Annotated in this window: 37 protein-coding genes and 1 pseudogene; 36 read left to right on the top strand and 2 right to left on the bottom strand. The window is 44.9% G+C overall.

The window, feature by feature from the left end:
• The 33 genes and pseudogenes from rpsC to HOP45_RS19125 all read left to right on the top strand — a co-directional run bounded on the left by rpsC (position 1) and on the right by HOP45_RS19125 (position 19,155).
• Positions 1 to 667, top strand: a pseudogene (gene rpsC, locus HOP45_RS19285) (30S ribosomal protein S3).
• On the top strand, positions 661 to 1,095 hold the full coding sequence (rplP, locus tag HOP45_RS19280; RefSeq protein WP_181351033.1) for a 50S ribosomal protein L16: 435 nt from the start codon (positions 661 to 663) through the stop codon (positions 1,093 to 1,095). Before rpsC ends, rplP begins: the two are co-directional and overlap by 7 nt.
• Entirely contained in the window at positions 1,085 to 1,285 is a 201-nt protein-coding gene (rpmC, locus tag HOP45_RS19275; RefSeq protein ID WP_181351031.1) for a 50S ribosomal protein L29, read from the top strand. Before rplP ends, rpmC begins: the two co-directional genes overlap by 11 nt.
• Before the next feature lie 23 nt (positions 1,286 to 1,308).
• Entirely contained in the window at positions 1,309 to 1,572 is a 264-nt protein-coding gene (rpsQ, locus tag HOP45_RS19270; RefSeq protein ID WP_181351030.1) for a 30S ribosomal protein S17, read from the top strand.
• A 44-nt stretch (positions 1,573 to 1,616) separates the two neighbouring features.
• On the top strand, positions 1,617 to 1,985 hold the full coding sequence (gene rplN / locus HOP45_RS19265) for a 50S ribosomal protein L14 (protein ID WP_181351029.1): 369 nt from the start codon (positions 1,617 to 1,619) through the stop codon (positions 1,983 to 1,985).
• A gap of 40 nt (positions 1,986 to 2,025) precedes the next feature.
• A complete protein-coding gene (rplX, locus tag HOP45_RS19260) occupies positions 2,026 to 2,337 on the top strand; it encodes a 50S ribosomal protein L24 (protein ID WP_181351028.1) in 312 nt (103 codons plus the stop codon).
• 25 nt (positions 2,338 to 2,362) lie between these two features.
• Entirely contained in the window at positions 2,363 to 2,902 is a 540-nt protein-coding gene (gene rplE, locus HOP45_RS19255) for a 50S ribosomal protein L5 (RefSeq protein ID WP_181351027.1), read from the top strand.
• Between the two features lie 26 nt (positions 2,903 to 2,928).
• Complete coding sequence (locus tag HOP45_RS19250) at positions 2,929 to 3,114, top strand: type Z 30S ribosomal protein S14 (RefSeq protein WP_181351026.1); 186 nt, start codon at positions 2,929 to 2,931, stop codon at positions 3,112 to 3,114.
• A 29-nt stretch (positions 3,115 to 3,143) separates the two neighbouring features.
• A complete protein-coding gene (gene rpsH / locus HOP45_RS19245; protein ID WP_181351025.1) occupies positions 3,144 to 3,542 on the top strand; it encodes a 30S ribosomal protein S8 in 399 nt (132 codons plus the stop codon).
• 31 nt (positions 3,543 to 3,573) lie between these two features.
• Positions 3,574 to 4,116 carry a 50S ribosomal protein L6 gene (gene rplF, locus HOP45_RS19240; protein ID WP_181351023.1) on the top strand — a complete coding sequence of 181 codons (543 nt, stop codon included), beginning with the start codon at positions 3,574 to 3,576 and terminating at the stop codon, positions 4,114 to 4,116.
• A gap of 34 nt (positions 4,117 to 4,150) precedes the next feature.
• A complete protein-coding gene (gene rplR, locus HOP45_RS19235; RefSeq protein ID WP_181351021.1) occupies positions 4,151 to 4,513 on the top strand; it encodes a 50S ribosomal protein L18 in 363 nt (120 codons plus the stop codon).
• Positions 4,514 to 4,533: 20 nt separating this feature from the next.
• Complete coding sequence (rpsE, locus tag HOP45_RS19230; RefSeq protein WP_181351020.1) at positions 4,534 to 5,037, top strand: 30S ribosomal protein S5; 504 nt, start codon at positions 4,534 to 4,536, stop codon at positions 5,035 to 5,037.
• Between the two features lie 13 nt (positions 5,038 to 5,050).
• Positions 5,051 to 5,236 (top strand): 50S ribosomal protein L30, encoded by a 186-nt coding sequence (rpmD, locus tag HOP45_RS19225; protein WP_181351018.1) that lies wholly within the window; start codon positions 5,051 to 5,053, stop codon positions 5,234 to 5,236.
• Positions 5,237 to 5,262: 26 nt separating this feature from the next.
• Positions 5,263 to 5,703 (top strand): 50S ribosomal protein L15, encoded by a 441-nt coding sequence (rplO, locus tag HOP45_RS19220; protein WP_181351016.1) that lies wholly within the window; start codon positions 5,263 to 5,265, stop codon positions 5,701 to 5,703.
• Positions 5,703 to 6,995, top strand: coding sequence for a preprotein translocase subunit SecY (secY, locus tag HOP45_RS19215; RefSeq protein WP_181351014.1), 1,293 nt, complete (start codon positions 5,703 to 5,705; stop codon positions 6,993 to 6,995). Before rplO ends, secY begins: the two co-directional genes overlap by 1 nt.
• Before the next feature lie 48 nt (positions 6,996 to 7,043).
• Positions 7,044 to 7,697: an adenylate kinase gene (locus HOP45_RS19210; protein ID WP_181351013.1), complete on the top strand. Its 654-nt coding sequence runs from the start codon at positions 7,044 to 7,046 to the stop codon at positions 7,695 to 7,697.
• Entirely contained in the window at positions 7,694 to 8,440 is a 747-nt protein-coding gene (gene map, locus HOP45_RS19205) for a type I methionyl aminopeptidase (protein ID WP_181351011.1), read from the top strand. Before HOP45_RS19210 ends, map begins: the two co-directional genes overlap by 4 nt.
• A gap of 16 nt (positions 8,441 to 8,456) precedes the next feature.
• The gene (locus tag HOP45_RS19200) at positions 8,457 to 8,792 is read left to right on the top strand and encodes a KOW domain-containing RNA-binding protein (protein WP_181351009.1); all 336 of its coding nucleotides are present in this window, start codon (positions 8,457 to 8,459) and stop codon (positions 8,790 to 8,792) included.
• Positions 8,770 to 8,988: a translation initiation factor IF-1 gene (infA, locus tag HOP45_RS19195; RefSeq protein ID WP_099156774.1), complete on the top strand. Its 219-nt coding sequence runs from the start codon at positions 8,770 to 8,772 to the stop codon at positions 8,986 to 8,988. Before HOP45_RS19200 ends, infA begins: the two co-directional genes overlap by 23 nt.
• A 35-nt stretch (positions 8,989 to 9,023) precedes the next feature.
• Complete coding sequence (gene rpmJ, locus HOP45_RS19190) at positions 9,024 to 9,137, top strand: 50S ribosomal protein L36 (protein WP_003720928.1); 114 nt, start codon at positions 9,024 to 9,026, stop codon at positions 9,135 to 9,137.
• Positions 9,138 to 9,161: 24 nt separating this feature from the next.
• Entirely contained in the window at positions 9,162 to 9,527 is a 366-nt protein-coding gene (gene rpsM, locus HOP45_RS19185) for a 30S ribosomal protein S13 (RefSeq protein WP_181351007.1), read from the top strand.
• A gap of 30 nt (positions 9,528 to 9,557) precedes the next feature.
• Positions 9,558 to 9,956 carry a 30S ribosomal protein S11 gene (gene rpsK, locus HOP45_RS19180; protein ID WP_181351005.1) on the top strand — a complete coding sequence of 133 codons (399 nt, stop codon included), beginning with the start codon at positions 9,558 to 9,560 and terminating at the stop codon, positions 9,954 to 9,956.
• A gap of 179 nt (positions 9,957 to 10,135) precedes the next feature.
• Positions 10,136 to 11,080 carry a DNA-directed RNA polymerase subunit alpha gene (locus HOP45_RS19175; RefSeq protein WP_181351004.1) on the top strand — a complete coding sequence of 315 codons (945 nt, stop codon included), beginning with the start codon at positions 10,136 to 10,138 and terminating at the stop codon, positions 11,078 to 11,080.
• A 47-nt stretch (positions 11,081 to 11,127) separates the two neighbouring features.
• The gene (gene rplQ / locus HOP45_RS19170) at positions 11,128 to 11,484 is read left to right on the top strand and encodes a 50S ribosomal protein L17 (RefSeq protein WP_181351002.1); all 357 of its coding nucleotides are present in this window, start codon (positions 11,128 to 11,130) and stop codon (positions 11,482 to 11,484) included.
• A 165-nt stretch (positions 11,485 to 11,649) separates the two neighbouring features.
• Positions 11,650 to 12,486, top strand: coding sequence for an energy-coupling factor ABC transporter ATP-binding protein (locus HOP45_RS19165; RefSeq protein ID WP_181351001.1), 837 nt, complete (start codon positions 11,650 to 11,652; stop codon positions 12,484 to 12,486).
• Complete coding sequence (locus HOP45_RS19160; protein WP_181350999.1) at positions 12,462 to 13,331, top strand: energy-coupling factor ABC transporter ATP-binding protein; 870 nt, start codon at positions 12,462 to 12,464, stop codon at positions 13,329 to 13,331. The genes HOP45_RS19165 and HOP45_RS19160 overlap by 25 nt, the downstream gene beginning before the upstream one ends.
• Complete coding sequence (locus HOP45_RS19155) at positions 13,328 to 14,125, top strand: energy-coupling factor transporter transmembrane component T family protein (RefSeq protein WP_181350997.1); 798 nt, start codon at positions 13,328 to 13,330, stop codon at positions 14,123 to 14,125. Before HOP45_RS19160 ends, HOP45_RS19155 begins: the two co-directional genes overlap by 4 nt.
• A 15-nt stretch (positions 14,126 to 14,140) precedes the next feature.
• The gene (truA, locus tag HOP45_RS19150) at positions 14,141 to 14,884 is read left to right on the top strand and encodes a tRNA pseudouridine(38-40) synthase TruA (RefSeq protein WP_181350995.1); all 744 of its coding nucleotides are present in this window, start codon (positions 14,141 to 14,143) and stop codon (positions 14,882 to 14,884) included.
• A gap of 212 nt (positions 14,885 to 15,096) precedes the next feature.
• Positions 15,097 to 15,534, top strand: coding sequence for a 50S ribosomal protein L13 (rplM, locus tag HOP45_RS19145; protein ID WP_181350994.1), 438 nt, complete (start codon positions 15,097 to 15,099; stop codon positions 15,532 to 15,534).
• A gap of 21 nt (positions 15,535 to 15,555) precedes the next feature.
• Complete coding sequence (gene rpsI, locus HOP45_RS19140) at positions 15,556 to 15,948, top strand: 30S ribosomal protein S9 (protein WP_181350993.1); 393 nt, start codon at positions 15,556 to 15,558, stop codon at positions 15,946 to 15,948.
• Between the two features lie 610 nt (positions 15,949 to 16,558).
• On the top strand, positions 16,559 to 17,233 hold the full coding sequence (locus HOP45_RS19135; protein WP_181350992.1) for a Dph6-related ATP pyrophosphatase: 675 nt from the start codon (positions 16,559 to 16,561) through the stop codon (positions 17,231 to 17,233).
• Positions 17,234 to 17,287: 54 nt separating this feature from the next.
• Positions 17,288 to 18,010 (top strand): N-acetylmuramoyl-L-alanine amidase CwlD, encoded by a 723-nt coding sequence (cwlD, locus tag HOP45_RS19130; RefSeq protein ID WP_370458071.1) that lies wholly within the window; start codon positions 17,288 to 17,290, stop codon positions 18,008 to 18,010.
• A gap of 92 nt (positions 18,011 to 18,102) precedes the next feature.
• On the top strand, positions 18,103 to 19,155 hold the full coding sequence (locus HOP45_RS19125) for an Mrp/NBP35 family ATP-binding protein (RefSeq protein WP_181350991.1): 1,053 nt from the start codon (positions 18,103 to 18,105) through the stop codon (positions 19,153 to 19,155).
• Positions 19,156 to 19,206: 51 nt separating this feature from the next.
• Here HOP45_RS19125 and gerD read toward each other — a convergent pair whose 3' ends face one another.
• Positions 19,207 to 19,881 carry a spore germination lipoprotein GerD gene (gene gerD / locus HOP45_RS19120; protein WP_181350990.1) on the bottom strand — a complete coding sequence of 225 codons (675 nt, stop codon included), beginning with the start codon at positions 19,879 to 19,881 and terminating at the stop codon, positions 19,207 to 19,209.
• A 138-nt stretch (positions 19,882 to 20,019) separates the two neighbouring features.
• Here gerD and HOP45_RS19115 point away from each other — a divergent pair, with 138 nt between their 5' ends.
• Positions 20,020 to 20,622 carry a KinB-signaling pathway activation protein gene (locus HOP45_RS19115; protein ID WP_181350989.1) on the top strand — a complete coding sequence of 201 codons (603 nt, stop codon included), beginning with the start codon at positions 20,020 to 20,022 and terminating at the stop codon, positions 20,620 to 20,622.
• Positions 20,623 to 20,699: 77 nt separating this feature from the next.
• On the opposite strand, the gene pdaB is transcribed toward HOP45_RS19115, so the two are convergent.
• The gene (gene pdaB / locus HOP45_RS19110) at positions 20,700 to 21,347 is read right to left on the bottom strand and encodes a polysaccharide deacetylase family sporulation protein PdaB (RefSeq protein ID WP_370458070.1); all 648 of its coding nucleotides are present in this window, start codon (positions 21,345 to 21,347) and stop codon (positions 20,700 to 20,702) included.
• A gap of 287 nt (positions 21,348 to 21,634) precedes the next feature.
• Here pdaB and HOP45_RS19105 point away from each other — a divergent pair, with 287 nt between their 5' ends.
• Positions 21,635 to 21,865, top strand: coding sequence for a hypothetical protein (locus tag HOP45_RS19105; RefSeq protein WP_181350988.1), 231 nt, complete (start codon positions 21,635 to 21,637; stop codon positions 21,863 to 21,865).
• 47 nt (positions 21,866 to 21,912) lie between these two features.
• Positions 21,913 to 22,569 (top strand): beta-phosphoglucomutase, encoded by a 657-nt coding sequence (gene pgmB, locus HOP45_RS19100; protein ID WP_181350986.1) that lies wholly within the window; start codon positions 21,913 to 21,915, stop codon positions 22,567 to 22,569.
• Positions 22,570 to 23,052 lie beyond the last annotated feature (483 nt).

Genomic DNA, 23,052 nt, shown 5'->3' with positions numbered 1-23,052 from the left:
GTGGGGCAAAAAGTTAATCCGGTAGGTCTTCGCATCGGCGTTATCCGCGATTGGGAATCCAAGTGGTACGCTGGCAAAGACTACGCAGATTTGTTGCATGAAGACATTAAAATTCGTGAATATCTTGAAGAAAGACTGAAGGATGCTGCCGTTTCTACGATCGAAATTGAACGCGCGGCTAATCGTGTGAATATCACCGTTCATACTGCTAAGCCAGGAATGGTTATTGGTAAAGGCGGTTCAGAAGTTGAATCTCTCCGTAAATCATTGAACCATTTAACAGGCAAGCGTGTTCACATCAATATCGTTGAAGTTAAGAAAGCAGACCTTGATGCAACATTGGTTGCTGACAATATTGCACGTCAATTGGAAAACCGTGTATCTTTCCGTCGTGCTCAGAAACAAACAATCCAACGAGCTATGCGCGGTGGTGCTAAAGGTATCCGTACTCAAGTATCCGGTCGTCTTGGCGGCGCAGACATTGCTCGTACAGAATATTACAGTGAAGGTACTGTACCACTACACACACTTCGTGCAGACATCGACTATGGCACTGCAGAAGCTGACACCACTTACGGTAAGTTAGGTGTTAAAGTGTGGATTTATCGTGGCGAAGTCCTTCCAACAAAAAACGATCAGTAAGGAAGGGGGAAAAGCATTATGTTAATGCCTAAACGCGTAAAATATCGTCGTCAACACCGCACAAGCCTCAGAGGTCGAGCTAAAGGCGGAACCACTGTGTCTTTCGGTGAATATGGACTACAAGCTGCTGAACCAGAACGCATTACAAGCCGTCAGATCGAGTCTGCACGTATTGCGATGACTCGTTACATGAAACGTGGCGGTAAAGTTTGGATCAAAATCTTCCCTGACAAACCTAAAACTGCTAAGCCCCTAGAAGTTCGCATGGGTTCCGGTAAAGGTTCTCCAGAAGGTTGGGTAGCAAACGTTAAACCAGGGAAAATCATGTTTGAAATCGCAGGTGTATCTGAAGAGGTTGCTCGCGAAGCGTTGCGTCTTGCTTCACATAAACTTCCGATTAAAACGAAATTTGTAAAACGTGAAGAAATTGGTGGTGAAATCAATGAAGGCTAATGAAATCAGAGAATTAACCACTGCCGAAATTGAACAAAAAGTAGTATCTTTAAAAGAAGAACTTTTTAACCTTCGCTTTCAACTGGCAACCGGTCAACTTGAAAACACGGCTCGTATCCGTGAGGTTCGCAAGTCGATTGCGCGCATGAAGACCGTTACACGTGAAAGAGAAGTAGGCGTCAATAACTAAAAATGAGAGGAGGTCACCCTCATATGAGTGAACGAAACAATCGTAAAGACTACACTGGTCGCGTCATTTCCGACAAAATGGATAAGACGATCACAGTGTTGGTTGAAACTTATAAATTCCATCAGCTTTATGGAAAACGTGTTAAGTATTCTAAGAAATTCAAAACGCACGACGAAAACAACCAGGCCAAAAAAGGTGACGTCGTACGTATTATGGAAACTAGACCACTGTCTGCTACTAAACGTTTCCGTTTGGTTGAAGTCGTTGAAGAAGCAGTCATTATTTAATTAAAAGTTCGCTCGGATAAAATCCGAAGGGAGGTTAACCCGGTATGATCCAACAAGAGACTCGTTTAAAAGTTGCAGATAACTCTGGTGCACGTGAGATCCATACAATCAAAGTATTGGGTGGTTCAGGACGTAAGACGGCCAATATCGGTGATGTGATTGTGGCTAGTGTGAAACAAGCAACACCAGGGGGCGTTGTCAAAAAAGGCGAAATCGTAAGAGCTGTTATCGTCCGCTCAAAGACTGGAGCTCGCCGTAAAGATGGTTCTTACATCCGTTTTGACGAAAACGCAGCAGTTATCGTACGTGATGACAAAGGACCTCGTGGTACTCGTATCTTTGGACCGATTGCTCGTGAACTTCGCGATGAAAAGTTCATGAAGATCGTTTCTCTAGCTCCAGAAGTTCTATAAAAGCACAAATGAAATGCGTTGGTTAAGGAGGTGCGGAAACATGCACGTAAAACAAGGTGACAAAGTTATGGTCATTACTGGCAAGGATAAAGGCAAGCAAGGAACGATCCTTGAAGCTTATCCAACAAAAGACCGTGTGCTTGTTGAAGGGATCAATGTTGTCAAAAAACACGCGAAGCCTTCACAAGAGAACCCACAAGGCGGCATTCTTAATCAGGAAGCCCCTGTACACGTATCCAACGTGATGCCGATTGACCCTAAATCAGGAGAGCCGACTCGTGTTGGCTATCAAAACGAAAACGGTAAGAAAGTCCGTATCGCTAAAAAATCTGGCGAATCACTAGATAAGTAACTAGCGACGAAAGGAGGTCCCCGAAATGAATCAATTGAAAAAACAATATGACGAAGAAGTTGTGCCGTCTTTGATGGGCAAATTCGAATATGACTCTGTAATGCAAGCTCCTAAGGTTGAGAAGATTGTTATCAACATGGGTGTCGGCGATGCTGTGCAAAACGCAAAAGCATTGGATACAGCCGTTGAAGAACTATCCTTGATCTCTGGACAAAAACCTGTAATCACACGTGCGAAAAAATCAATTGCAGGCTTCCGTCTTCGTGAAGGGATGCCAATTGGTGCAAAAGTTACCCTTCGCGGCGAGCGTATGTACGAATTCCTCCACAAGCTGATTGCAGTATCTCTGCCACGTGTCCGTGACTTCCGTGGTATCTCCAAGAAAGCTTTTGATGGTCGTGGAAACTATACGCTTGGCGTAAAAGAGCAGTTGATTTTCCCGGAAATTAATTACGACAATGTCAATAAAGTACGCGGAATGGATATCGTTATCGTGACAACAGCTGATAGTGACGAAGAAGCACGCGAATTATTGACTCAGTTCGGAATGCCTTTCCAGAACTAAAGTGTTAACGATAAGGAGGGAAAACTGTGGCTAAAAAATCAATGGTCGCAAAACAACAGCGCAAGCAAAAGTTTCAAGTGCAAGAATACACTCGTTGTTCACGTTGCGGACGTCCTCATTCCGTATTGCGCAAATTTAACCTTTGCCGTATTTGCTTCCGTGAACTCGCATATAAAGGACAAATTCCTGGTGTGAAAAAAGCCAGCTGGTAATACCCGGACAGGGAAGGAGGTAATCAATTATGACAATGACAGACCCGATTGCAGATATGCTCACTCGTATTCGTAACGCCCATATGGTGCGTCATGAAAAACTTGAGCTGCCTGCTTCTAACGTGAAAAAAGAAATCGCGGACATTTTGAAGCGCGAAGGCTTTGTACGCGACTATGAGTTTGTAGAAGATAATAAACAAGGGATCCTTCGTGTTTTCCTTAAATACGGGCAAGATGAACAGCGTGTCATCACAGGTTTGAAACGTATCAGCAAACCAGGTTTGCGCGTATATGCGAAAGCAGATGAGGTGCCTCGTGTATTGAACGGACTCGGCATTGCGCTCGTATCAACGTCAAACGGTGTTCTAACCGACAAAGAAGCACGTCAACAAGCCGTCGGCGGCGAAGTGCTCGCTTATGTTTGGTAATTAAATTTTAAAAGACAGGAGGTGCACATGAATGTCACGCGTAGGTTTAAAATCATTAGAAATACCAGAAGGTGTCGAAATCAATCTGGATACCGACAACAAACAAGTTGTGGTCAAAGGCCCTAAAGGCGAATTGAGCCACACTTATCATGAAGATATGACGGTAAAAATCGAAGATAACGTGCTAACTGTGGAACGCCCTAGCGACAACAAAGAACATCGCTCACTCCACGGTACAACACGCAGCCTCATCGGTAACATGGTTGAAGGCGTAACGAAAGGTTATGAGAAAAGCCTTGAAATCATCGGTGTCGGTTACCGTGCTCAGAAGCAAGGTAACACCGTTGTGATTAACGCTGGTTATTCCCACCCTGTTGAAGTGGAAAACCGTGAAGGAATCGATATCGAAGTTCCTTCAAATACCAAATTGACGGTCAAAGGTATCGATAAAGAATTGGTTGGTGCAGTTGCTGCCAACATTCGCGCTATCCGCCCGCCGGAGCCATATAAAGGCAAAGGTATTCGCTACGAAGGTGAACGTGTACGTAGTAAAGAAGGTAAAACTGCTAAATAAAAGCAGGTAAGGAACAGAAAGGAGTGACCTTGAGATGATCACAAAGCCTGATAAAAACGTTGTACGTAAAAAACGGCACGCACGTGTCCGCTCAAGCGTTTTCGGCACTGCTGAACGCCCTCGTTTGAACGTATACCGCTCAAATAAACACATCTATGCTCAGCTGATTGATGATGAAAGACAAATAACAGTAGCAAGTGCTTCAACCTCAGAGAATGACATTGAGCTTGAAAACACTGGTAATGTTGATGCCGCTCAGAAAATCGGTGAAATCGTGGCTGGCCGTGCCGTAGAAAAAGGGTATAAAGTTGTCGTATTCGACCGCGGTGGTTACTTGTATCATGGACGTGTAAAAGCACTAGCAGACGCGGCTCGTGAAGCCGGTCTTGAATTTTAATCGGAAAAGGAGGGACATTGATGCAAACAAACATCGACCCAAGCAAATTGGATCTTGAAGAACGCGTTGTAACCGTCAACCGTGTTGCAAAAGTCGTGAAAGGTGGACGCCGTTTCCGTTTTGCCGCATTGGTTGTCGTAGGTGATAAGAATGGTCATGTCGGATTCGGTACTGGGAAAGCACAAGAAGTACCAGAAGCGATCAAAAAAGCGATTGACGATGCTAAGAAAAGTCTAATCAATGTACCAATCAAAGGAACGACGATTCCTCATGAAATCACTGGTGAATTCGGAGCAGGAAATATCCTACTGAAACCAGCTGCAGAAGGTGCCGGAGTTATCGCTGGCGGACCGGTCCGCGCGGTACTGGAACTTGCTGGAGTAGGCGATATTCTGTCTAAATCACTAGGCTCCAATACACCAATCAACATGGTACGGGCGACAATCAATGGATTGAGCGAGCTGAAGCGCGTTGAAGACGTAGCTAAGCTTCGTGGAAAGTCCGTAGAAGAACTGTTAGGATAAGGAGGGAAATCAAATGGCTAATAAGTTGGAGGTTACCCTCACACGCAGTGTCATTGGCAGACCACAAGACCAACGTGTGACTGTCAAAACACTTGGCCTTAATAAAATTCGTCAATCCGTAGTCCTTGAAGATAATCCAGCCAATCGTGGCATGGTCAACAAGGTTTCACACCTTGTTTCGGTTACAGAAGTACAATAATCGTAGTATGAAGAGGAGGTGCTGGCATGAAACTTCATGAATTGAAAGCTCAAAAAGGTACGCGTAAGACACGCAACCGTGTTGGACGCGGAACAGCTTCCGGTAACGGCAAAACATCCGGCCGTGGTCATAAAGGCCAAAATGCACGTTCTGGCGGAGGCACTCGTCTTGGTTTCGAAGGCGGTCAAATGCCATTGTTCCAACGTCTACCTAAGCGTGGATTCACAAATATCAATCGCAAAGAATTTGCAATTGTTAATCTTGAGACGTTAAACCGTTTTGATGAAAACACAGAAGTTACTCCAGAGCTTTTACTTGAGTCAGGCGTTGTTAGCAAACAAAAAGCCGGTATTAAGATTCTAGGTAACGGCTCAGTTGAGAAAAAACTTACTGTAAAAGCTCATAAGTTCTCTGCTTCAGCGAAAGAAGCAATTGAAGCAGCGGGCGGTCAAACTGAGGTGATTTAATGTTTCGGACAATCTCCAATTTTATGCGCGTGGGTGATATTCGACAAAAGATTATCTTCACCTTACTCATGCTGATCGTGTTTCGAATCGGTACATTTATCCCTGTGCCATTCACCGACAAGGAAGCCATCAACTTCATGAATGAACAGAACGCATTTGGCTTCTTGAACACATTCGGCGGCGGGGCATTGCAGAACTTCTCCATCTTTGCGATGGGTATCATGCCTTATATCACGGCCTCGATCATTATGCAGTTATTGCAGATGGACGTTGTGCCGAAGTTTACCGAATGGAAGAAGCAAGGTGAGGTTGGTCGTCGAAAATTAGCTCAGTTTACCCGCTACGGAACGGTTGCTCTTGCTTTTGTTCAAGCAATTGGAATGTCAATCGGATTTAATGCCATGACAGGCGGTCAGCTGATTGCAAATCCAGGCGTGTTTAAGTTTTTAATCATTGCAATCGTCTTAACGGGCGGTACAGCTTTTCTTATGTGGTTAGGGGAACAAATCACCGCGAATGGTGTAGGAAACGGTATTTCCATCTTGATTTTTGCTGGTATCGTTGCGGCGATTCCAACAGGGATCAATCAACTATACGATCAGTACTTTGCCAATCCGGAAGGGCAATTATTCCTTAACATTGTCATTGTTGCCTTGATCGCTCTAGTAGTCGTTGCCGTAGTAGTCGGGGTTATTTTCATCCAGCAGGCTTTACGTAAAATCCCTGTACAATATGCGAAACGATTAGTGAACCGTTCGCCAGTCGGTGGCCATTCCACCCACTTGCCGATAAAAGTTAACGCTGCAGGTGTTATTCCGGTCATTTTCGCGATCTCGTTCATTATTGCTCCAAGAACAATTGCTGGTTTCTTCGAGGGCAGCGAAGTCGCATCGATGATTGAATATATTTTCAATTATCAAAACTGGCCTGGTATGATCATTTATGTAGCCTTAATCATCGCCTTCACGTATTTCTATACATTTGTTCAAGTCAACCCGGAACAAATGGCTGAAAACCTTAAGAAGCAAGGTGGATACGTACCTGGCATCCGTCCTGGTAAAAACACCGAGACGTACTTGACTCGTGTCATGTACCGATTAACGTTTGTAGGTTCTATCTTTCTAGCCGCGGTGTCGATTTTGCCAATCGTGCTTGGCTCTGTGGCGAATCTACCGCAAAGCATTCAAATTGGTGGTACCAGCTTACTCATCGTAGTCGGTGTCGCCCTTGAAATGATGAAGCAGCTAGAAAGTCAGCTCGTTAAGCGTCATTACAAAGGTTTTATTAAATAATCAGCCGGTTTACACGGCAAAGGTTATATGAGAGCGAGGGGACACACGTTGAATTTGATTCTGATGGGCTTACCTGGTGCTGGTAAAGGCACGCAGGCAGAGAAGATAGTTGAAAAATATCACATCCCTCATATCTCAACTGGAGATATGTTCCGATTAGCTATCAAAGAAGGAACTGAACTAGGCAAACAAGCTAAATCTTATATGGATAAAGGCGAACTTGTTCCAGATGAAGTGACCATCGGTATTGTTCGCGAACGTTTAAATAAGCCAGATTGTGAAAAAGGATTTCTACTAGATGGTTTTCCTAGAACGATCGCTCAGGCAGAAGCACTCGAAAATCTATTAGGTGAGATGAAAGACTCTCTGGATTATGTGCTTCATATCAACGCTCCTAAGGATCAGCTAGTCGAGCGGTTAACAGGCCGCCGCATTTGCCCGACTTGTGGAGCCACCTATCACGTGGCTTTCAATCCTCCGCAACAAGAAGGCATCTGTGACCATGACGGTGCGAAGCTCATCCAGAGGGAAGACGATCAGCCTGAGACCGTTCGAAACCGTTTAGAGGTCAATATGGAACAAATGCAGCCGCTCGTTGATTTCTATACGGACAAAGGATATTTGGTCGAAGTTGATGGCAATCAGCATATTGACGTTGTATTTCAGGATATCGACAAGAAGCTCGGAGGCTTGAATAAATGATCATCAGCAAAACGCCACGTGAAATTGAAATCATGCGTCATGCGGGTAAAATCGTTGCCCTGACGCACCTAGAACTGGAAAAGCACATTCAACCAGGTGTGACGACCGAGGAATTGGATCGTATTGCTGACCGCTTCATACGTGGTATGGATGCATTCCCTTCTTTTAAAGGTTATAATGGATTCCGTGGCAGTATTTGCACCTCAGTCAATGAAGAGCTCGTTCATGGTATTCCGGGTGATCGGAAACTGGAAGATGGCGATATCATTAGTATTGATGTCGGTGCTAAATTCAATGGATATCACGGGGATTCCGCTTGGACTTACCCTGTTGGAAATATTGACGACGAAACCAAGGATTTGTTGAAAGTCACTGAAAACGCACTATTCAGAGGTCTTGATGAAGCAATCCCAGGTGAACGTCTATCAAATATATCTCATGCCATACAAAGTTACGTTGAACCGGAAGGGTTTTCGATTGTACGCGAGTACGTCGGCCATGGCGTCGGTCAGGAACTTCATGAGGCTCCTCAAATTCCTCATTATGGTCCCCCGAACAGAGGCCCAAAGCTCAAGCCGGGAATGGTTTTAGCAGTGGAACCGATGGTCAATGCAGGCGAACGCTATGTGCGGACCCTGGCAGATAATTGGACTGTCGTGACCAGAGATGGTAAAATGTGTGCGCATTTCGAACACACCATCGCTATTACAGAAGAGGGTTATGAAGTATTGACTAAATCCTGAGTGAAGGTGATCGTTTTTGAACGAATCTGAGTCGAGTCCGCAATTAGGTCAAGTTGTTCGTATTGTATCAGGACGTGAGGCAGGCCAGTATGCGGTTGTCATCGACGTTCTCGATGATCGTCATGTACTGCTTGCCGACGGAGAGAAACGTAAGTATGATCGACCGAAGAAAAAGAACTTGAATCATATAGAGCTTATGGATGTCATCTCTCCGGAAGTCCAAAACAGCCTTCTGGAAACGGGTCGCGTCACCAACGGTAAATTGCGGTTTGCCGTATCAAAAATTTCCAATGAATCTGTGACTGATTTGAAGAAGGGAGATCAACTCGATGGCGAAAGACGATGTAATTGAAGTGGAAGGTACCGTTAATGAAACCTTGCCGAATGCGATGTTCAAGGTGGAGTTGGAAAACGGCCATACCGTTTTAGCACACGTCTCGGGTAAAATTCGTATGCACTTCATTCGAATCCTGCCTGGAGACAAAGTAACGGTTGAACTTTCCCCGTATGATCTGACAAGAGGACGTATTACGTACCGTTATAAATAGCATGGAATGCTCCGATATAAAAGGAGGTATGGATGATGAAGGTAAGGCCTTCTGTTAAGCCAATGTGTGAAAAATGCAAGGTGATCCGACGTAAAGGTAAAGTTATGGTCATCTGCGAAAACCCGAAGCATAAACAAAAACAAGGTTAATACCAAAGGAGGTGCACGTACAACATGGCACGTATAGCAGGTGTAGATACGCCCCGCGACAAGCGCGTGGTTATATCTCTAACGTATATTTATGGTGTTGGTAAATCATTAGCTAAAGACATCGTTGAAGAAGCTGGTGTTGATGGTAATACACGTGTTCGTGATTTGACTGAAGACGAACTGGCTAGAATCCGTAAAGCGTTGGACAACTACAATGTTGAAGGTGATCTTCGTCGTGATCATTCCTTGAACATCAAGCGTCTGATCGAGATCGGTTCTTATCGTGGTATCCGCCACCGTCGTGGTCTTCCACTACGTGGGCAAAAAACGAAGAATAACTCTCGTACGCGTAAAGGACCTCGTCGAACAGTAGCGAACAAGCGCAAATAAGTAATAACGTAAAGGAGGTAAGCAAAATATATGGCAACACGTAAAGGTAACACTCGTACACGTAAACGTCGCGTGAAAAAGAATATAGAGAGTGGTGTGGCCCACATCCGTTCCACTTTTAACAATACAATTGTCACGGTCACAGATGTCCAGGGTAATGCCGTGAGCTGGAGCAGTGCAGGATCTCTAGGTTTCAAAGGGTCCCGTAAATCCACTCCTTTCGCAGCCCAGATGGCTTCAGAAGCTGCTGCAAAGACAGCTATGGAGCATGGAATGAAGACGCTGGAAGTGACTGTAAAAGGGCCTGGTGCTGGACGTGAAGCTGCGATTCGTGCACTTCAAGCAACAGGTTTAGAAATCACAGCCATTGTCGATGTTACACCTGTACCTCACAATGGATGCCGTCCACCAAAACGTCGTCGTGTATAATTACTCTGTATAGAATTTGTCACCCTGTCTATAATGGGTTATGATAGGCTTTTAAACAGCAACGTATAAACAGAGAGTAGCAAAACGTATGTTCTGAAATCGGGAACTGCCTACCTGAGGAATTTCGGTTAGACAGAAGTCTAGCCGGGGTTTCGACGTTTTGAAGGAGGGTTTGTTGAATGATCGAAATTGAAAAGCCAAAAATTGAAACAGTTGAGATCAGCGATGATGCCAAGTTTGGAAAATTCGTTGTCGAACCGCTTGAACGTGGGTATGGTACAACATTAGGAAATTCCTTACGTCGTATCTTATTATCCTCACTTCCTGGCGCTGCTGTGACATCGGTTCAAATTGATGGGGTACTTCATGAATTTTCAACCATCGACGGAGTGGTCGAAGATGTTACCACGGTCGTCTTGAACCTGAAGAAACTAGCTTTGAAGATTTACTCTGAAGAAGAAAAGACTTTAGAAATTGATGTGCAGAGTGAAGGAAAAGTGACCGCTGCTGATATTACGCATGACAGCGATATTGAAATTCTAAACCCAGACCTTCACATTGCTACAATGGATAGCAATACCAGCTTACGTATGCGTATCACAGCTGAGCGGGGTCGAGGATACCGCCCAGCAGAAGGCAATAATCGTGACGATTTGCCAATCGGTGTCATCCCGGTCGATTCCATTTTCACCCCTGTTGCTCGTGTAACCTACCAAGTCGAAAACACGCGTGTGGGACAGATTTCCAACTTCGATAAATTAACGTTGGATGTTTGGACAGATGGAAGTATCCGTCCGGAAGAAGCCGTATCGCTCGGATCCAAAATCTATATGGAACACCTCAACATTTTTGTCGGCCTGACGGATGAAGCGCAAAATGCTGAAATCATGGTCGAGAAAGAAGAGGACCAAAAAGAGAAGGTTCTAGAGATGACAATTGAAGAATTGGATTTATCGGTCCGTTCATACAACTGTCTCAAGCGTGCGGGAATCAATACGGTACAAGAGCTTGCTCAGAAATCTGAGGAAGATATGATGAAAGTCCGTAACCTTGGCCGTAAGTCACTAGAAGAAGTAAAACACAAGCTTGAAGAGCTTGGATTGGGCTTGCGTAAAGACGATTAATTAATAGATATGCATCATAAGAGATTCTGAAAAAGGGAGGGAAAAGCATGGCTAGAAAACTAGGTCGTACTACAGACAAACGCATGGCTTTGCTACGTAACCTGGCAACTGATCTTATCATCCATGAACGCCTGGAAACGACAGAAGCCAAAGCAAAAGAAGTCCGTTCTGTCGTTGAAAAAATGATCACGCTAGGCAAACGCGGTGACCTTCACGCTCGCCGTCAAGCAGGGTCTTTGCTTTATAAAGCTGAAGACGAAGAAGGGGAGCAAAACGCACTCCAAAAGCTATTCAATGACATTGGCCCTCGCTACGAAGACCGCCAAGGTGGTTACACACGTGTTCTGAAAGTAGAACAACGCAAAGGCGATGGAGCAAAAATGGCTATCATTGAATTGGTTTAATAACAGTCTTTAGTGATTGGTGCAAAAGGGCGGGACGGAATCTCGAGCGAGAGGTTAATCCTACCCTTTTTTATTTTGCACCAACGTTTTTTTATGTATTAACTGTCGTAAATTATCATAATTTCCCGGGAAATAGAGTCTTTTTTTGACCGAGGGAGGAACACGATGGCTCATTTTGTTGAATTTAGAGACGTATCCTTTCGTTACCAATCAGACGGCCCATGGGTGTTGAAAAACGTTAATTTTACGTTTAATTCAAACGAGTGGTTGGCTATTATCGGTCATAACGGCTCTGGAAAGTCAACGGTTGCGAAATTGATCAACGGTTTATTATTACCACAAGAAGGCGATATTCTCGTTGATGGCATCAAGGTCTCGCCTGAGACGGTTTGGGACGTTAGAGAACGGGTCGGCATGGTCTTTCAAAATCCAGACAATCAGTTTGTCGGGACGACGGTACGTGACGATGTTGCCTTTGGGATGGAAAACCATGGCATACCGCGCGAGGTTATGGTGGAACGACTCGGAGAAAGTCTGGAGGCTGTGGGCATGGAAGGGTATGAAACCCATGAACCCCATCATCTATCGGGCGGTCAGAAACAACGCGTGGCGATCGCGGGTGTGTTGGCGGTTTCGCCTCAACTGATTATTTTAGATGAAGCAACTGTGATGCTCGATCCTTTAGGTCGAAAAGATATTATGGAAACCATCCGAGAAGTCCAGAGAGAGCGGAATCTTTCCTTGATCACCATTACCCACGACTTGCGCGAAGTCACGGAGGCCGGCCGCATCCTTGTTATGAATGAAGGCGAGATTTACAAAGAAGGAACCCCGCGCGACATTTTTGCCCAATTAGGGGAATTGCATACCATCGGATTGGATGCGCCGTTCATTACAAAACTGGCTGCAGAACTGAAAACCTTAGGACTGGATTTTCATCAGGAGCCATTGACCCAAGAGGAGTTGTTGAATGCGCTATGGACATTGAATTCCAACACGTAAGCTATACCTACCAACCGAACACTCCCTTTGAATTCCAGGCGTTAAAAGATATTTCTCTTAGCATTGAGTCAGGCTCTTATGCTGCCATCATCGGTCATACTGGATCTGGCAAATCAACGTTGATTCAACACCTGAATGGCCTGCTCCAACCCACAGAAGGTGAAGTTGCTATAGGACCCCACCGATTGAAAGCTGATGAAAAGGCGAAAACCTTGCGAGAGCTGCGGAAGCAAGTCGGTATCGTATTCCAATATCCAGAGCACCAGCTTTTCGAAGAAACCGTGGAGAAAGACATCGCCTTTGCACCGAAAAATTTCGGGCTGAGCGACGCGGAAGTGAAACGGCGGACGAAGCAAGCGATAGAAGCCGTACAGCTTTCGGAAGATGTGCTGCAGCGTTCCCCGTTTGAATTAAGCGGAGGGCAGATGCGCCGGGCCGCCATCGCGGGTGTGCTGGCTATGAAGCCTCAAGTCCTCGTGCTAGATGAACCGACGGCCGGACTCGATCCAAAAGGCCAAAGCGACATGATGGACATGTTTGCCCGGTTACATCGCAATCAGGGAATGACCACTATACTGGTGACGCACAGTATGGAAGATGCCCTGGCCTATGCTGAACACCTTTTCATATTGAATGAGGGTGAAAAGTATATGGAAGGAAAGCCGGAGCATTTGTTTCTCGACAAAAATGCGTTAGCTGATGTGAACCTGGACCTACCGGAAATGATCAGCTTCTTAAAGCGATTGGAAACCTATACCGGACATGCAATCCCCTACCGGAATCAATCTGTAACAGAATTGGCAAAGGATGTAGCCGAGATTGTGAAAAAGGGGGCGCGATCATGAGCAGCTCTTTGATTATCGGGCAATTCATCCCTGGATCATCATTTATTCACAAACTTGATCCGCGTACGAAAATCATTATTATATTTTGCTTTGTCGTGATCGTATTTTTTGCTAATTCTGTTATGAGCTACGGATTATTGACATTGTTTGCTGTAGGCGCTGCCTTAGCTACACGTATCCGACCATCTTTCTTATTGAAAGGTATGAAACCGTTATGGTTTTTGGTGGGATTCACCTTCCTGCTTCACCTGTTTATTACGAAGGAAGGCGAGATTCTGTTTACTGTGTTATCATTTGATATTTATTCCGAAGCCGTCGAGCAGGGCGCGGCGATTTCCTTGCGATTCTTTTTACTGATCTTGTTCACGTCGCTGCTGACGCTGACAACCACGCCTATCGAAATTACCGATGCGATCGAAGAATTGCTTGGCCCCTTGAAGAAAGTTCGTTTCCCTGTTCACGAGCTTGCCTTAATGATGTCGATTTCCCTGCGTTTTATTCCAACCTTACTGCAGGAGACAGAAAAGATTTCTAAGGCTCAGGCTTCCCGGGGAATGGATTTAAAAACGGGTTCGGCTAAAGAGAGGATCAAAGCTGTTGTTCCGTTGCTCGTCCCGTTGTTTGTCAGTGCATTCAAACGCGCCGAGGAACTTGCTATGGCCATGGAGGCACGCGGTTATCGCGGCGGCGAAGGGCGGACAAAACTTCGGGAATTGAAAGCAGGAAAATTAGATGGTGTGAGTGGATGCATATTTATGATCATCATCATTGGCTTGTTTATGACGAGGAATTGAGATGGAGGAACTACTGTGCAGCGTGTTAAATGTACTCTAGCATATGATGGGACCGATTTTGCCGGCTTTCAAACCCAGCTTAACGGGCGTACCGTTCAGGAAGAAGTCGAAAAGGGTTTGCAGAAACTGCATAAAGGTGAAAAAACAAAAGTGATCGCCTCAGGACGGACGGATTCCGGAGTCCATGCCAGAGGACAGGTCGCCCATTTTGATACCTGGCTCGACCTCCCCTCTCTTCGTTGGAAAATGGCTTTCACATCCGTATTGCCGCCGGACATCCAGGTGAAAGAAGTGGTTCCTGTCAGCGACGCCTTTCATGCCCGGTACGACGCAGTCGAGAAAGAATACCGCTATGTCATATGGAATGATCAGGACCCTGATTTATTTCGACGAAACTACACCTGGCATATCCGCAAGCCACTCGACGTCAAGGCTATGCAGGAAGCGTGCCGCTATATCGAGGGCGAGCATGATTTCACCTCGTTTTGCCGTCCGCGGGCCAAAGTGAAAGGCAGTAAGGTGCGTCACCTGTTAAAAGCGCACGTCACGAAGCATGATCAAGAAATCGTGTTCATTTTTCGTGGGACAGGTTTTTTATATAATATGGTGAGAATTTTAGTAGGGACGTTAATTGGCGTTGGAAAAGGGGAACGTGCTCCAGAAGACCTTGCAGAGATATTAGAAGCGAGGGACCGTCATGCGGCAGGTTTTACAGCACCGGCTCATGCGTTATTCCTTTGGGAAGTGACGTATGAATAAGAGGTGCATCCTCTCGGCCAAATCGCTTTTACTGGAGACGTTTTAAAAACAACGACTCCTGGTGTAACATTTTCTTGACATAGGCAGTGTAACTATTATATGATATTCTATGGCATTTTATTTCTGAACCACGATTAGCCCCGGAATCTAATCGTATGCGAGATAAAAGGATAAAGCAAGAAGGATATTAACAAATTTGGAGGGAAACCGACATGCGTACAACTTTCATGGCTAATGAAAACAACGTAGAACGCAAGTGGTATGTTGTGGACGCAGAAGGCCAGACGCTTGGTCGTTTAGCAAGCGAAGTAGCTTCCATTCTTCGCGGCAAGCATAAACCAACATATACACCACACGCTGACGCTGGTGATTACGTTATTCTAATCAACGCTGAAAAAATCGAATTGACTGGAAAGAAACTGACCGATAAAATTTATTATCGTCACTCTAACCATCCAGGAGGCCTTAAGCAGCGCACAGCTCAAGAAATGCGCAGCAAATACCCTGTGCAAATGCTAGAGCGCGCTATCAAAGGTATGCTCCCGAAAGGCAGCCTGGGACGTAAGCAAGGCATGAAGCTTTATGTTTATGCCGGACCAGAGCACAAACATCAAGCCCAACAACCAGAAGCTTACGAGCTTCGCGGATAAATTAGAAGGAGGTAATGAAAAGTGGCACAAGTACAATACAACGGCACCGGACGCCGTAAAAAATCAACTGCACGTGTACGCCTCGTTCCAGGTAATGGACGTGTCGTTGTCAACGATCGTGACGCTGAAGAGTTTTTCCCATATGAAACCCTTCGTGTAATTCTGCGCCAGCCTCTAGCTGTAACAGAAACAGAAGGTAACTACGATGTACTCGTCAATGTTGATGGCGGAGGATTCACTGGCCAAGCTGGTGCAATTCGTCACGGCATCGCGCGTGCACTGCTTGAAGCAGATCCAGAATATCGTTCTGTCCTTAAGCGTGAAGGATTGCTGTCCCGTGACGCCCGTATGAAAGAGCGTAAGAAATACGGTCTTAAAGCGGCTCGTCGTGCACCACAGTTCTCCAAGCGTTAATAAACCTTATATACCAGTGGTTTGCCCTCTTTGCTCTTATGGAGCAGAGAGGGTTTTTTCATGTCCAAATGTGGAATTGAATACCGTTAAAAAGATATCGTACAGGGTAAGGAATAGGAGGAGGAACGGGTGATTCGCCTCCTCCTATTCTATTTAAATAGAGGATTATGCCATTTGAGATACCATCACGACGAACGTAACAAATAAACCGCTCCCGATTGCAATGATGGTCGCCAAAATTCCAAGTAAATTTTTTTCATTTTTCTTTATAAAAATTAGTATCCCTAAAATAACCGAAAGGGCTAATAAAGCGAATATTATCGTTATAATTAAAGTGGGTCCTATCTCAATGTAATTATAAAGTGTCGCAAAGAACAGGATGATTGGCAGGATACTTAAAGATGTGTTGCTGTTCATAGTCGCAATGATAGTTGAAATGAAAAATGGTGAGATTCAAGCCAATAATGACAAACAATTCGATAATTTATAACAAGTGTCTCTCAAAAAAAGTGAATACACATGGAAGCAGTGTAGATAATGATCTCTAACTAACTAACCTATTAAGTAGGGAATCAGGTCAGAGGTTTTATTATTAGGAAGGAGTTTTCTCATGAAGGTATGGATGTCGTTCAGCGGAGGAAAAGATTCTATGCTTGCCCTCCACACAGTTCTTCAAGATGACCGTTATGAGGTTACACGTTTGTTTACGACGTTAAATGAAGAGGATAAGCGTGTACCGATGCAGGGGGTCAGAGAAAAGGTTTTGTATGCTCAGGCCCACCAGATTGGCCTGCCGCTTGAAAAGCTCTATATGCCCTCTCCTTGTCCAAATGAGACCTATGAAAAATTGATGGGGGAGGCGATGGCTAAAGCGACACAGCAAGGTGTGGAGGCGATCGTGTTCGGCGATATCTATCTTGAAGATATCCGGACTTACCGGGAAGAGAATATGCATCAAGTTGGCATGAGCGCCATTTTCCCTTTATGGAAGCAGAATACAACCCAATTAATGGACACCTTCCTAGCATCAGGGTATCAGACGGTCATTTGCACGGTCGATACGCATGTGCTTCCTTCTTCGTGGCTGGGTAAGGAGCTGACCTCGTCCTTATTGGAGTCTTTGCCTGAAGGTGTGGATGTATGTGGTGAGAATGGGGAATTTCACACCATTGTTCATAACGGCCCAGCGTTCAATCAGCCGATCTCGCTGGCTGCTGGAGAAGTTGTTCAAAACGGAGCATTCGCAACAATCGATCTACGCTATGAACAGAATCGTCGCTCATAATTACGTCCCTTGTCCCATAATATAGATTAGCTAAGGACAAGGGGTGAGGGGTTCGTGAAGCGACATTTGAAATTTATCGCATGGTTAGGCGGCATTATAGCTATTGTATTATTGTATGCTTATCCGATGAATGAGGTAAAAGATGCCTGGCAGACATGGTCCTTGCCGTTAACGGGCAAAGTGATTGTGCTTGATCCGGGCCACGGTGGACCTGACGGTGGGGCAGTGGGTGCTGATGACACTTTGGAAAAAGATATTGCCTTATCGGTCGCCAAATATTTAAGAGACTATTTACAGCAGAACGGCGCGACTGTTTATATGACCCGGGAAGAAGATAAGGACCTGGCCGCTGAAGATACGTCAGGTTTATCACGGCGTAAGTCAGAAGACATCCGTAATCGGGTGGCGCTCATTCATGAAAAAGAAACCGACTTTTTCATCAGCCTTCATTTAAATGCTATCCCGTCTCCGGAGTGGAGTGGCGCGCAAAGCTTCTACTACCCAGGCCAGGAACGAAGTCAGGATTTGGCCCAGTTCATTCAAGCTGAAATTAAGCGGAACCTGGAAAATACAACGCGGGAAGCGATGGCCCTCAATAGCATGTATTTGCTGAAGCAAGCGAGTGTACCTGGGGCGCTAGTTGAAATTGGTTTTTTATCGAATGTGCATGAACGTGAACTGTTAAAGACTGAAGATTATCAACGAAAAATGGCTGCGTCCATTTACCAGGGGATGCTTCGCTATGCCACAGAGGAAGAATATCCCGAAGATAGCTGAATCCTTTCGCGAACCCTTAAGCCGTTTCACTTAGAAAGCGCGCTATATATGTTATACTAACACTGTCTATTATTTTAAGGATGGTGAGTGACATGCTAACAGAAGATAAAGTGATCGAACTATTGAATCCTGTTGAGGATCCGTTTTTACATAAAACGTTAGAAGAGACTGGCGGTATTGGAGAAATCAAGATCAAGGAAGAGAAAAACCATGTCAGTGTCAAGGTACTGATTGCTAAAACCAATACAGCTGAACAAATGGAATTACAGCAAAAAATAGTCAACATCCTGAAAGAGGGCGGTGCTGAAACGGTCGGGCTTCGCTTTGAACAATTGCCTGATGATGTTATTGAAAAATATCAGCCCGCCGCTCATGAAGAGCAAGAAGCTTCATTGCTTGGCGGGGAACCGGGCACGAAATTTATCTCCGTAGCAAGCGGGAAAGGCGGCGTCGGAAAATCAACTGTAACCGTGAACCTGGCGATTGCGTTGAAACGGCTCGGGAAACGCGTCGGCATCATTGATGCGGATATCTACGGATTTAGTGTTCCTGATATGATGGGCGTAGAAGAACGTCCGGTTGTTCGTGGTGAAAAGATCATCCCCGTTGAGCGGTTTGGTGTCAAAGTTGTTTCCATGGGTTTCTTTGTTGAAGATAACTCCCCTGTCATATGGCGCGGTCCTATGCTCGGGAAGATGCTGACCAGCTTCTTTAAGGAAGTTGAATGGGGCGACCTCGATTATCTTCTATTGGACTTGCCGCCAGGAACAGGGGATGTGGCGCTTGATGTTCACTCCATGCTGCCATCTTCCAAAGAGCTCATCGTATCAACACCGCATCCGACAGCAGCGTTCGTCGCTGCACGTGCCGGTCAAATGGCCATTCAAACTGACCATGAAATTCTCGGCATCGTAGAAAACATGGCCTATTTCCAAAGTGAAGTGAGCGGCGTAAAAGAATACATCTTCGGAAAAGGTGGCGGGAAGAAACTGGCCGAAGAACTTAAATCGGAAGTGCTTGGGCAATTACCTCTTCAGCAGCCTTACGAAGAAGAAGAAATTTTCGCGCCTTCCGTTTATCAGGAAGATCATCCGATTGGTACAGCTTACCGTAATATTGCAGCTAAAATCATCGATAAATATTAATGAAAAAGGCACGTTATCCTTGTGGGATAGCGTGCCTTTTTAGAACGGAGCTTAGGAACCTCCGCCACCACCGGACTCAGATTCCCCTTGGCTTCCGCCGCCACCGCCTCCGCCTTCAGAGCCACCGCTTTGCTGTTGGCCGCTTTCACCTTCTCCGCCACTTTCGGAGGAAGATCCGGCTTGCATTTTTTCAGCAGCTTTCAACAATATGTCGCTCATCTTAGCCTGGAAAACGGGACTGTTTAAGGTTTCCTGGATGGTTGTCTCCAAATGTTCCCGGAATTGCTGTCCCTTCATTACTGTGGTCATTTGTTCCATCATTTCAGGATTTTGATAAATCTCGATCATATTCTTCTGGAATTCGGGGTCTTTCATTAATCCCTTGAAGAGATCTTCCTGTTCTTTCTTAATGACTTCCGTATATCCACTTATAAATTCAGGATCGGAAAATAATTTGGTCCAGAATTTTTTACCTTCCTCTGAAGTCAAGGCCTTATTGACTGCTTCTTCTACGACTTTCGAATCCAAAGCCAATGCGGTCTGCATCTTTTCATCAGCGAGTACTTCTTTCAACGCTGTTTGCCCATCTTCCGTTTTTAATATGTCAACTACCATTTTCTTGGTTTGATCATAATCCGCTTGTTGACTTGCATCTGCTCCGCCGCCACAAGCAGAAAGAAGCAAAATCAAAGCGGCCATTGTCATCATTCGTATATAAATGGACATTTGGAATGTCCCCTTTCTACTTTCTCCTACCTTTAATATGAGGAAAAGTCATAAAAAATATGCCTAGCTAATTAAGGAAAAAAACACAGGTTCGTGATAAAATACCGTAGGAAATGTTTATCTTGAGGAGGAACAACTGTGACAAGTCGTAAATGGGTGCGATTGTTTCTGACCACGCTGTTTTTAGGCGGTTTATTAACACTCGTCACCAGCTTTATTGTAAAAAGTGATGCATACGCAAATGTATTTCAACCATTGGATTTATACCAGCTGATCGGCCCGTTATTATTTTTTCTAGGCCTGGGTTTCATTTTCAGTGTCATCAGTCAAATGGGTTTTTTCGCATATTTAACCGTTCATCAGTTCGGATTAGGCATATTTAGAGGTTATTGGCCCATTATACAAGTAGGGCTTGTTATTTTTACATTATTCGATCTCGTGTATTTTCGATATCGGGCAGCAGATAACACATCCCTTTGGCCTTATTTATTTACCGCAATGGCGATTTTACTCATAGGGCTTGTAGTGGCTTACCTCAAAACCAAAGAAACGAACCAAAAAGCGTTCATTCCGGCCTTGTTTTTTATGGTTGTCGTCACCACAGTAGAGTGGGTACCTGCCCTGCAAGCTAAAGGCAACGATTACACCTGGCTCATGATCATCCCGCTTTTAGCCTGTAACATTTACCAGCTCTTACTCTTACACAAACTAAACCCACCACGCACCCAAACAACCAAATAAACCAAAAAGAGCCGGGGCCCCTTAAAAAGGGAACACCCGGCTCTTTTCAAAAAACACATTTTGTACCAGGTACGCATTTAATCAGCTTCTTTGGTGGTGGTTTGGTCTCCGGTGATCAGTTGGGAGACGCTGGCTAATTTTAGGCCTTTTTGTTTTAAGCCGGGCAGGATGACTTCAAGTGCTTCCGGGGTTTGTTTAACGGAATCCGAAGCGTGCATCAATACAATATCGCCACTGTCCCCTTCTTTGACCACTTGATCGATGATCTTATCTTTCCCAGGATTCTCCCAGTCATGTGTGTTGATGCTCCATTGAACAACTTTAAGCCCTTCCTGTTCAGCCAGTTCGATAACGTCTTTGTTAAAATGTCCGTGCGGCGGACGAATAAGCTCAATCTGATCGTACCCCAGCTTATCAAATATTTCTTTTGCTTTTTGCAAATCGGTTTTTACTTGCTCGGTTTTTTGCTCAAGGTAGCTGTCATACCGATAGCCCATCATACCAATTTCGTGATTACCTTCGCTGATTTTCTCGAGTAAATCGGGATGCCGCTCTGCCCATTCGCCACTGACAAAGAAGGTGGCTTTTACTTTATGGGCTTTAAGCTGCGCTAACACATCGTCCACCTTTTCAGTCCCCCAGCTGATATTAAATGTTAAAGCGATAAGATCCTTGCTTTCATCCCCTTTGCTTAGCGCACGCGGTTCATCTTCATTTGAGAACACGGAAAACGAATTAACTTGTCCAAACCAAATAAAAAATGCGCAGCATAATGCCAGTAGAATAATGATCCCGTAACGTTTGACCTTTGCAAAACGCCATGTATAAAAGCTCAGGATAACCTCCCCCTTTTTTTCAGAGTTGCTTCATTATATGAGAACAAAAGACAGGCTATGCGTGCACGGCCTTTATCCTTCCCGTGAATACTGCAACGCTTTTTATTCAGGCAGGATAAAATAACAAGAACAGGGGAAAATGAAAAAAACATGAGCTGGATGAAGGAGGATATTCTATGCATGGACTACTTATGACAGATTTGGAACAACAAGAAATCGAATATTTAATCAAGCGTGAGATGGAAGAAATATTATTTGATATTGGGGATAAAAGGTTGGATGGAATGATCAAACAAGCCATGCAGGATCGCTACGAAGTATTATTTAATCTGTTTAAACGGTTCGCTTCAAAAGGTGAGTGTGTGCAATACATGCCAAGCAAGAAAAAAGGAACCTATAGAAATTAAGGTATGATATATTCGATATAGAAATTAAGCACAGGGAGTGGGGAGACATGAAACAATTGCAAGCCGTTATTTTTGATTTAGATGGGGTGATTACCGATACGGCCGAATTCCATTATCTTGCTTGGAAGCAACTGGCGGAGGAACTGAACATTCCGTTTGACCGCGCCTTTAATGAAAACTTGAAAGGCATCGGGCGCCTTGAATCACTTGAGCTCATCTTAGAACACGGCGGGATTCAGTTGTCGGAGCAAGAAAAACAACGACAAGCCTCCATTAAGAACGATCACTACAAAGAAATGATCAAAAAGATTACACGAGACGATGTGCTCCCAGGCGTCAGGCCGTTCATGGAAGAAGTTAAACATGCTGGTTTAAAAACTGGGCTGGCATCGGCAAGCAAAAACGTAGCACCTGTCATTCGCCAACTTGAGGTTCAGGACTTACTGGATACAGTTGTGAATGCCGCTGAAGTGAACCAGGGGAAGCCCCATCCGGAAATCTTTTTGACGGCCGCCAAACAATTGGAGATTCAGCCCGAGCATTGTGTGGGGATTGAAGATGCCCAAGCAGGTGTGCAAGCCATTAAAGCTGCCAACATGTTTGCGATTGGCGTTGGCGATTCGCAAGCTCTTAAGGAAGCGGATTGGGTCGTTGATTCTCCAGAGCAACTCAATATGTCAGAAGTGAAAAAAAGGTTTACTTAAACGATTACGTAGAGCTCATCTCACAGATGAGCTCTTTTTGATCGCTTAGGAAACGATAAAATTCGGGCCCTGTGGATAACACATACCTCATAAGCCACGTCCGGCTCCAGCGCCCAGCTCCTCCGCGACATAAGCAATCCACCCTGCGGAAGGAAAGACCACCTTCCTCCTGGTGCTTTGCTTATGCGTGTCGGAGCTCCCGGGGCGCTTGCGCCTTTGTTCATCGCAATCTATGAAAAATATATAAAAAGATTGGATTTTTATATTGCATTGGTGATAATTCGTATGCTATATTATTAATCGTTGTCGGGAAAGGCAGTCCAAAAAAATAAGCGAATGGATGAGAGGGAAATCTTTTCTAATCCACTTATTGACTTCCTTTTAAAGACATGGTATATTATAACTTGTCGCAAAAAGCGATGAACCTTTCGATCTTTGAAAACTGAACAAACCAACCAGTACGTCAATTCAGTTTCTTCTATA

Source organism: Thalassobacillus sp. CUG 92003, from assembly GCF_013618635.1.
Taxonomy (GTDB): domain Bacteria; phylum Bacillota; class Bacilli; order Bacillales; family Halobacillaceae; genus CUG-92003.
The sequence above is the reverse complement of the archived record's forward strand: the minus strand, read 5'-3'. Positions and strand labels throughout refer to the sequence as shown.

What these genes read in the sequence shown, in the direction of transcription:
- rplP (WP_181351033.1), top strand. Translation starts at nt 661, where the DNA reads ATGTTAATGCCTAAACGCGTAAAATATCGTCGTCAACACCGCACAAGC.
- rpmC (WP_181351031.1), top strand. Translation starts at nt 1,085, where the DNA reads ATGAAGGCTAATGAAATCAGAGAATTAACCACTGCCGAAATTGAACAA.
- rpsQ (WP_181351030.1), top strand. Translation starts at nt 1,309, where the DNA reads ATGAGTGAACGAAACAATCGTAAAGACTACACTGGTCGCGTCATTTCC.
- rplN (WP_181351029.1), top strand. Translation starts at nt 1,617, where the DNA reads ATGATCCAACAAGAGACTCGTTTAAAAGTTGCAGATAACTCTGGTGCA.
- rplX (WP_181351028.1), top strand. Translation starts at nt 2,026, where the DNA reads ATGCACGTAAAACAAGGTGACAAAGTTATGGTCATTACTGGCAAGGAT.
- rplE (WP_181351027.1), top strand. Translation starts at nt 2,363, where the DNA reads ATGAATCAATTGAAAAAACAATATGACGAAGAAGTTGTGCCGTCTTTG.
- rpsH (WP_181351025.1), top strand. Translation starts at nt 3,144, where the DNA reads ATGACAATGACAGACCCGATTGCAGATATGCTCACTCGTATTCGTAAC.
- rplF (WP_181351023.1), top strand. Translation starts at nt 3,574, where the DNA reads ATGTCACGCGTAGGTTTAAAATCATTAGAAATACCAGAAGGTGTCGAA.
- rplR (WP_181351021.1), top strand. Translation starts at nt 4,151, where the DNA reads ATGATCACAAAGCCTGATAAAAACGTTGTACGTAAAAAACGGCACGCA.
- rpsE (WP_181351020.1), top strand. Translation starts at nt 4,534, where the DNA reads ATGCAAACAAACATCGACCCAAGCAAATTGGATCTTGAAGAACGCGTT.
- rpmD (WP_181351018.1), top strand. Translation starts at nt 5,051, where the DNA reads ATGGCTAATAAGTTGGAGGTTACCCTCACACGCAGTGTCATTGGCAGA.
- rplO (WP_181351016.1), top strand. Translation starts at nt 5,263, where the DNA reads ATGAAACTTCATGAATTGAAAGCTCAAAAAGGTACGCGTAAGACACGC.
- secY (WP_181351014.1), top strand. Translation starts at nt 5,703, where the DNA reads ATGTTTCGGACAATCTCCAATTTTATGCGCGTGGGTGATATTCGACAA.
- map (WP_181351011.1), top strand. Translation starts at nt 7,694, where the DNA reads ATGATCATCAGCAAAACGCCACGTGAAATTGAAATCATGCGTCATGCG.
- infA (WP_099156774.1), top strand. Translation starts at nt 8,770, where the DNA reads ATGGCGAAAGACGATGTAATTGAAGTGGAAGGTACCGTTAATGAAACC.
- rpmJ (WP_003720928.1), top strand. Translation starts at nt 9,024, where the DNA reads ATGAAGGTAAGGCCTTCTGTTAAGCCAATGTGTGAAAAATGCAAGGTG.
- rpsM (WP_181351007.1), top strand. Translation starts at nt 9,162, where the DNA reads ATGGCACGTATAGCAGGTGTAGATACGCCCCGCGACAAGCGCGTGGTT.
- rpsK (WP_181351005.1), top strand. Translation starts at nt 9,558, where the DNA reads ATGGCAACACGTAAAGGTAACACTCGTACACGTAAACGTCGCGTGAAA.
- HOP45_RS19175 (WP_181351004.1), top strand. Translation starts at nt 10,136, where the DNA reads ATGATCGAAATTGAAAAGCCAAAAATTGAAACAGTTGAGATCAGCGAT.
- rplQ (WP_181351002.1), top strand. Translation starts at nt 11,128, where the DNA reads ATGGCTAGAAAACTAGGTCGTACTACAGACAAACGCATGGCTTTGCTA.
- HOP45_RS19165 (WP_181351001.1), top strand. Translation starts at nt 11,650, where the DNA reads ATGGCTCATTTTGTTGAATTTAGAGACGTATCCTTTCGTTACCAATCA.
- HOP45_RS19160 (WP_181350999.1), top strand. Translation starts at nt 12,462, where the DNA reads ATGGACATTGAATTCCAACACGTAAGCTATACCTACCAACCGAACACT.
- HOP45_RS19155 (WP_181350997.1), top strand. Translation starts at nt 13,328, where the DNA reads ATGAGCAGCTCTTTGATTATCGGGCAATTCATCCCTGGATCATCATTT.
- rplM (WP_181350994.1), top strand. Translation starts at nt 15,097, where the DNA reads ATGCGTACAACTTTCATGGCTAATGAAAACAACGTAGAACGCAAGTGG.
- HOP45_RS19135 (WP_181350992.1), top strand. Translation starts at nt 16,559, where the DNA reads ATGAAGGTATGGATGTCGTTCAGCGGAGGAAAAGATTCTATGCTTGCC.
- HOP45_RS19125 (WP_181350991.1), top strand. Translation starts at nt 18,103, where the DNA reads ATGCTAACAGAAGATAAAGTGATCGAACTATTGAATCCTGTTGAGGAT.
- gerD (WP_181350990.1), bottom strand. Translation starts at nt 19,881, where the DNA reads ATGTCCATTTATATACGAATGATGACAATGGCCGCTTTGATTTTGCTT.
- HOP45_RS19105 (WP_181350988.1), top strand. Translation starts at nt 21,635, where the DNA reads ATGCATGGACTACTTATGACAGATTTGGAACAACAAGAAATCGAATAT.
- pgmB (WP_181350986.1), top strand. Translation starts at nt 21,913, where the DNA reads ATGAAACAATTGCAAGCCGTTATTTTTGATTTAGATGGGGTGATTACC.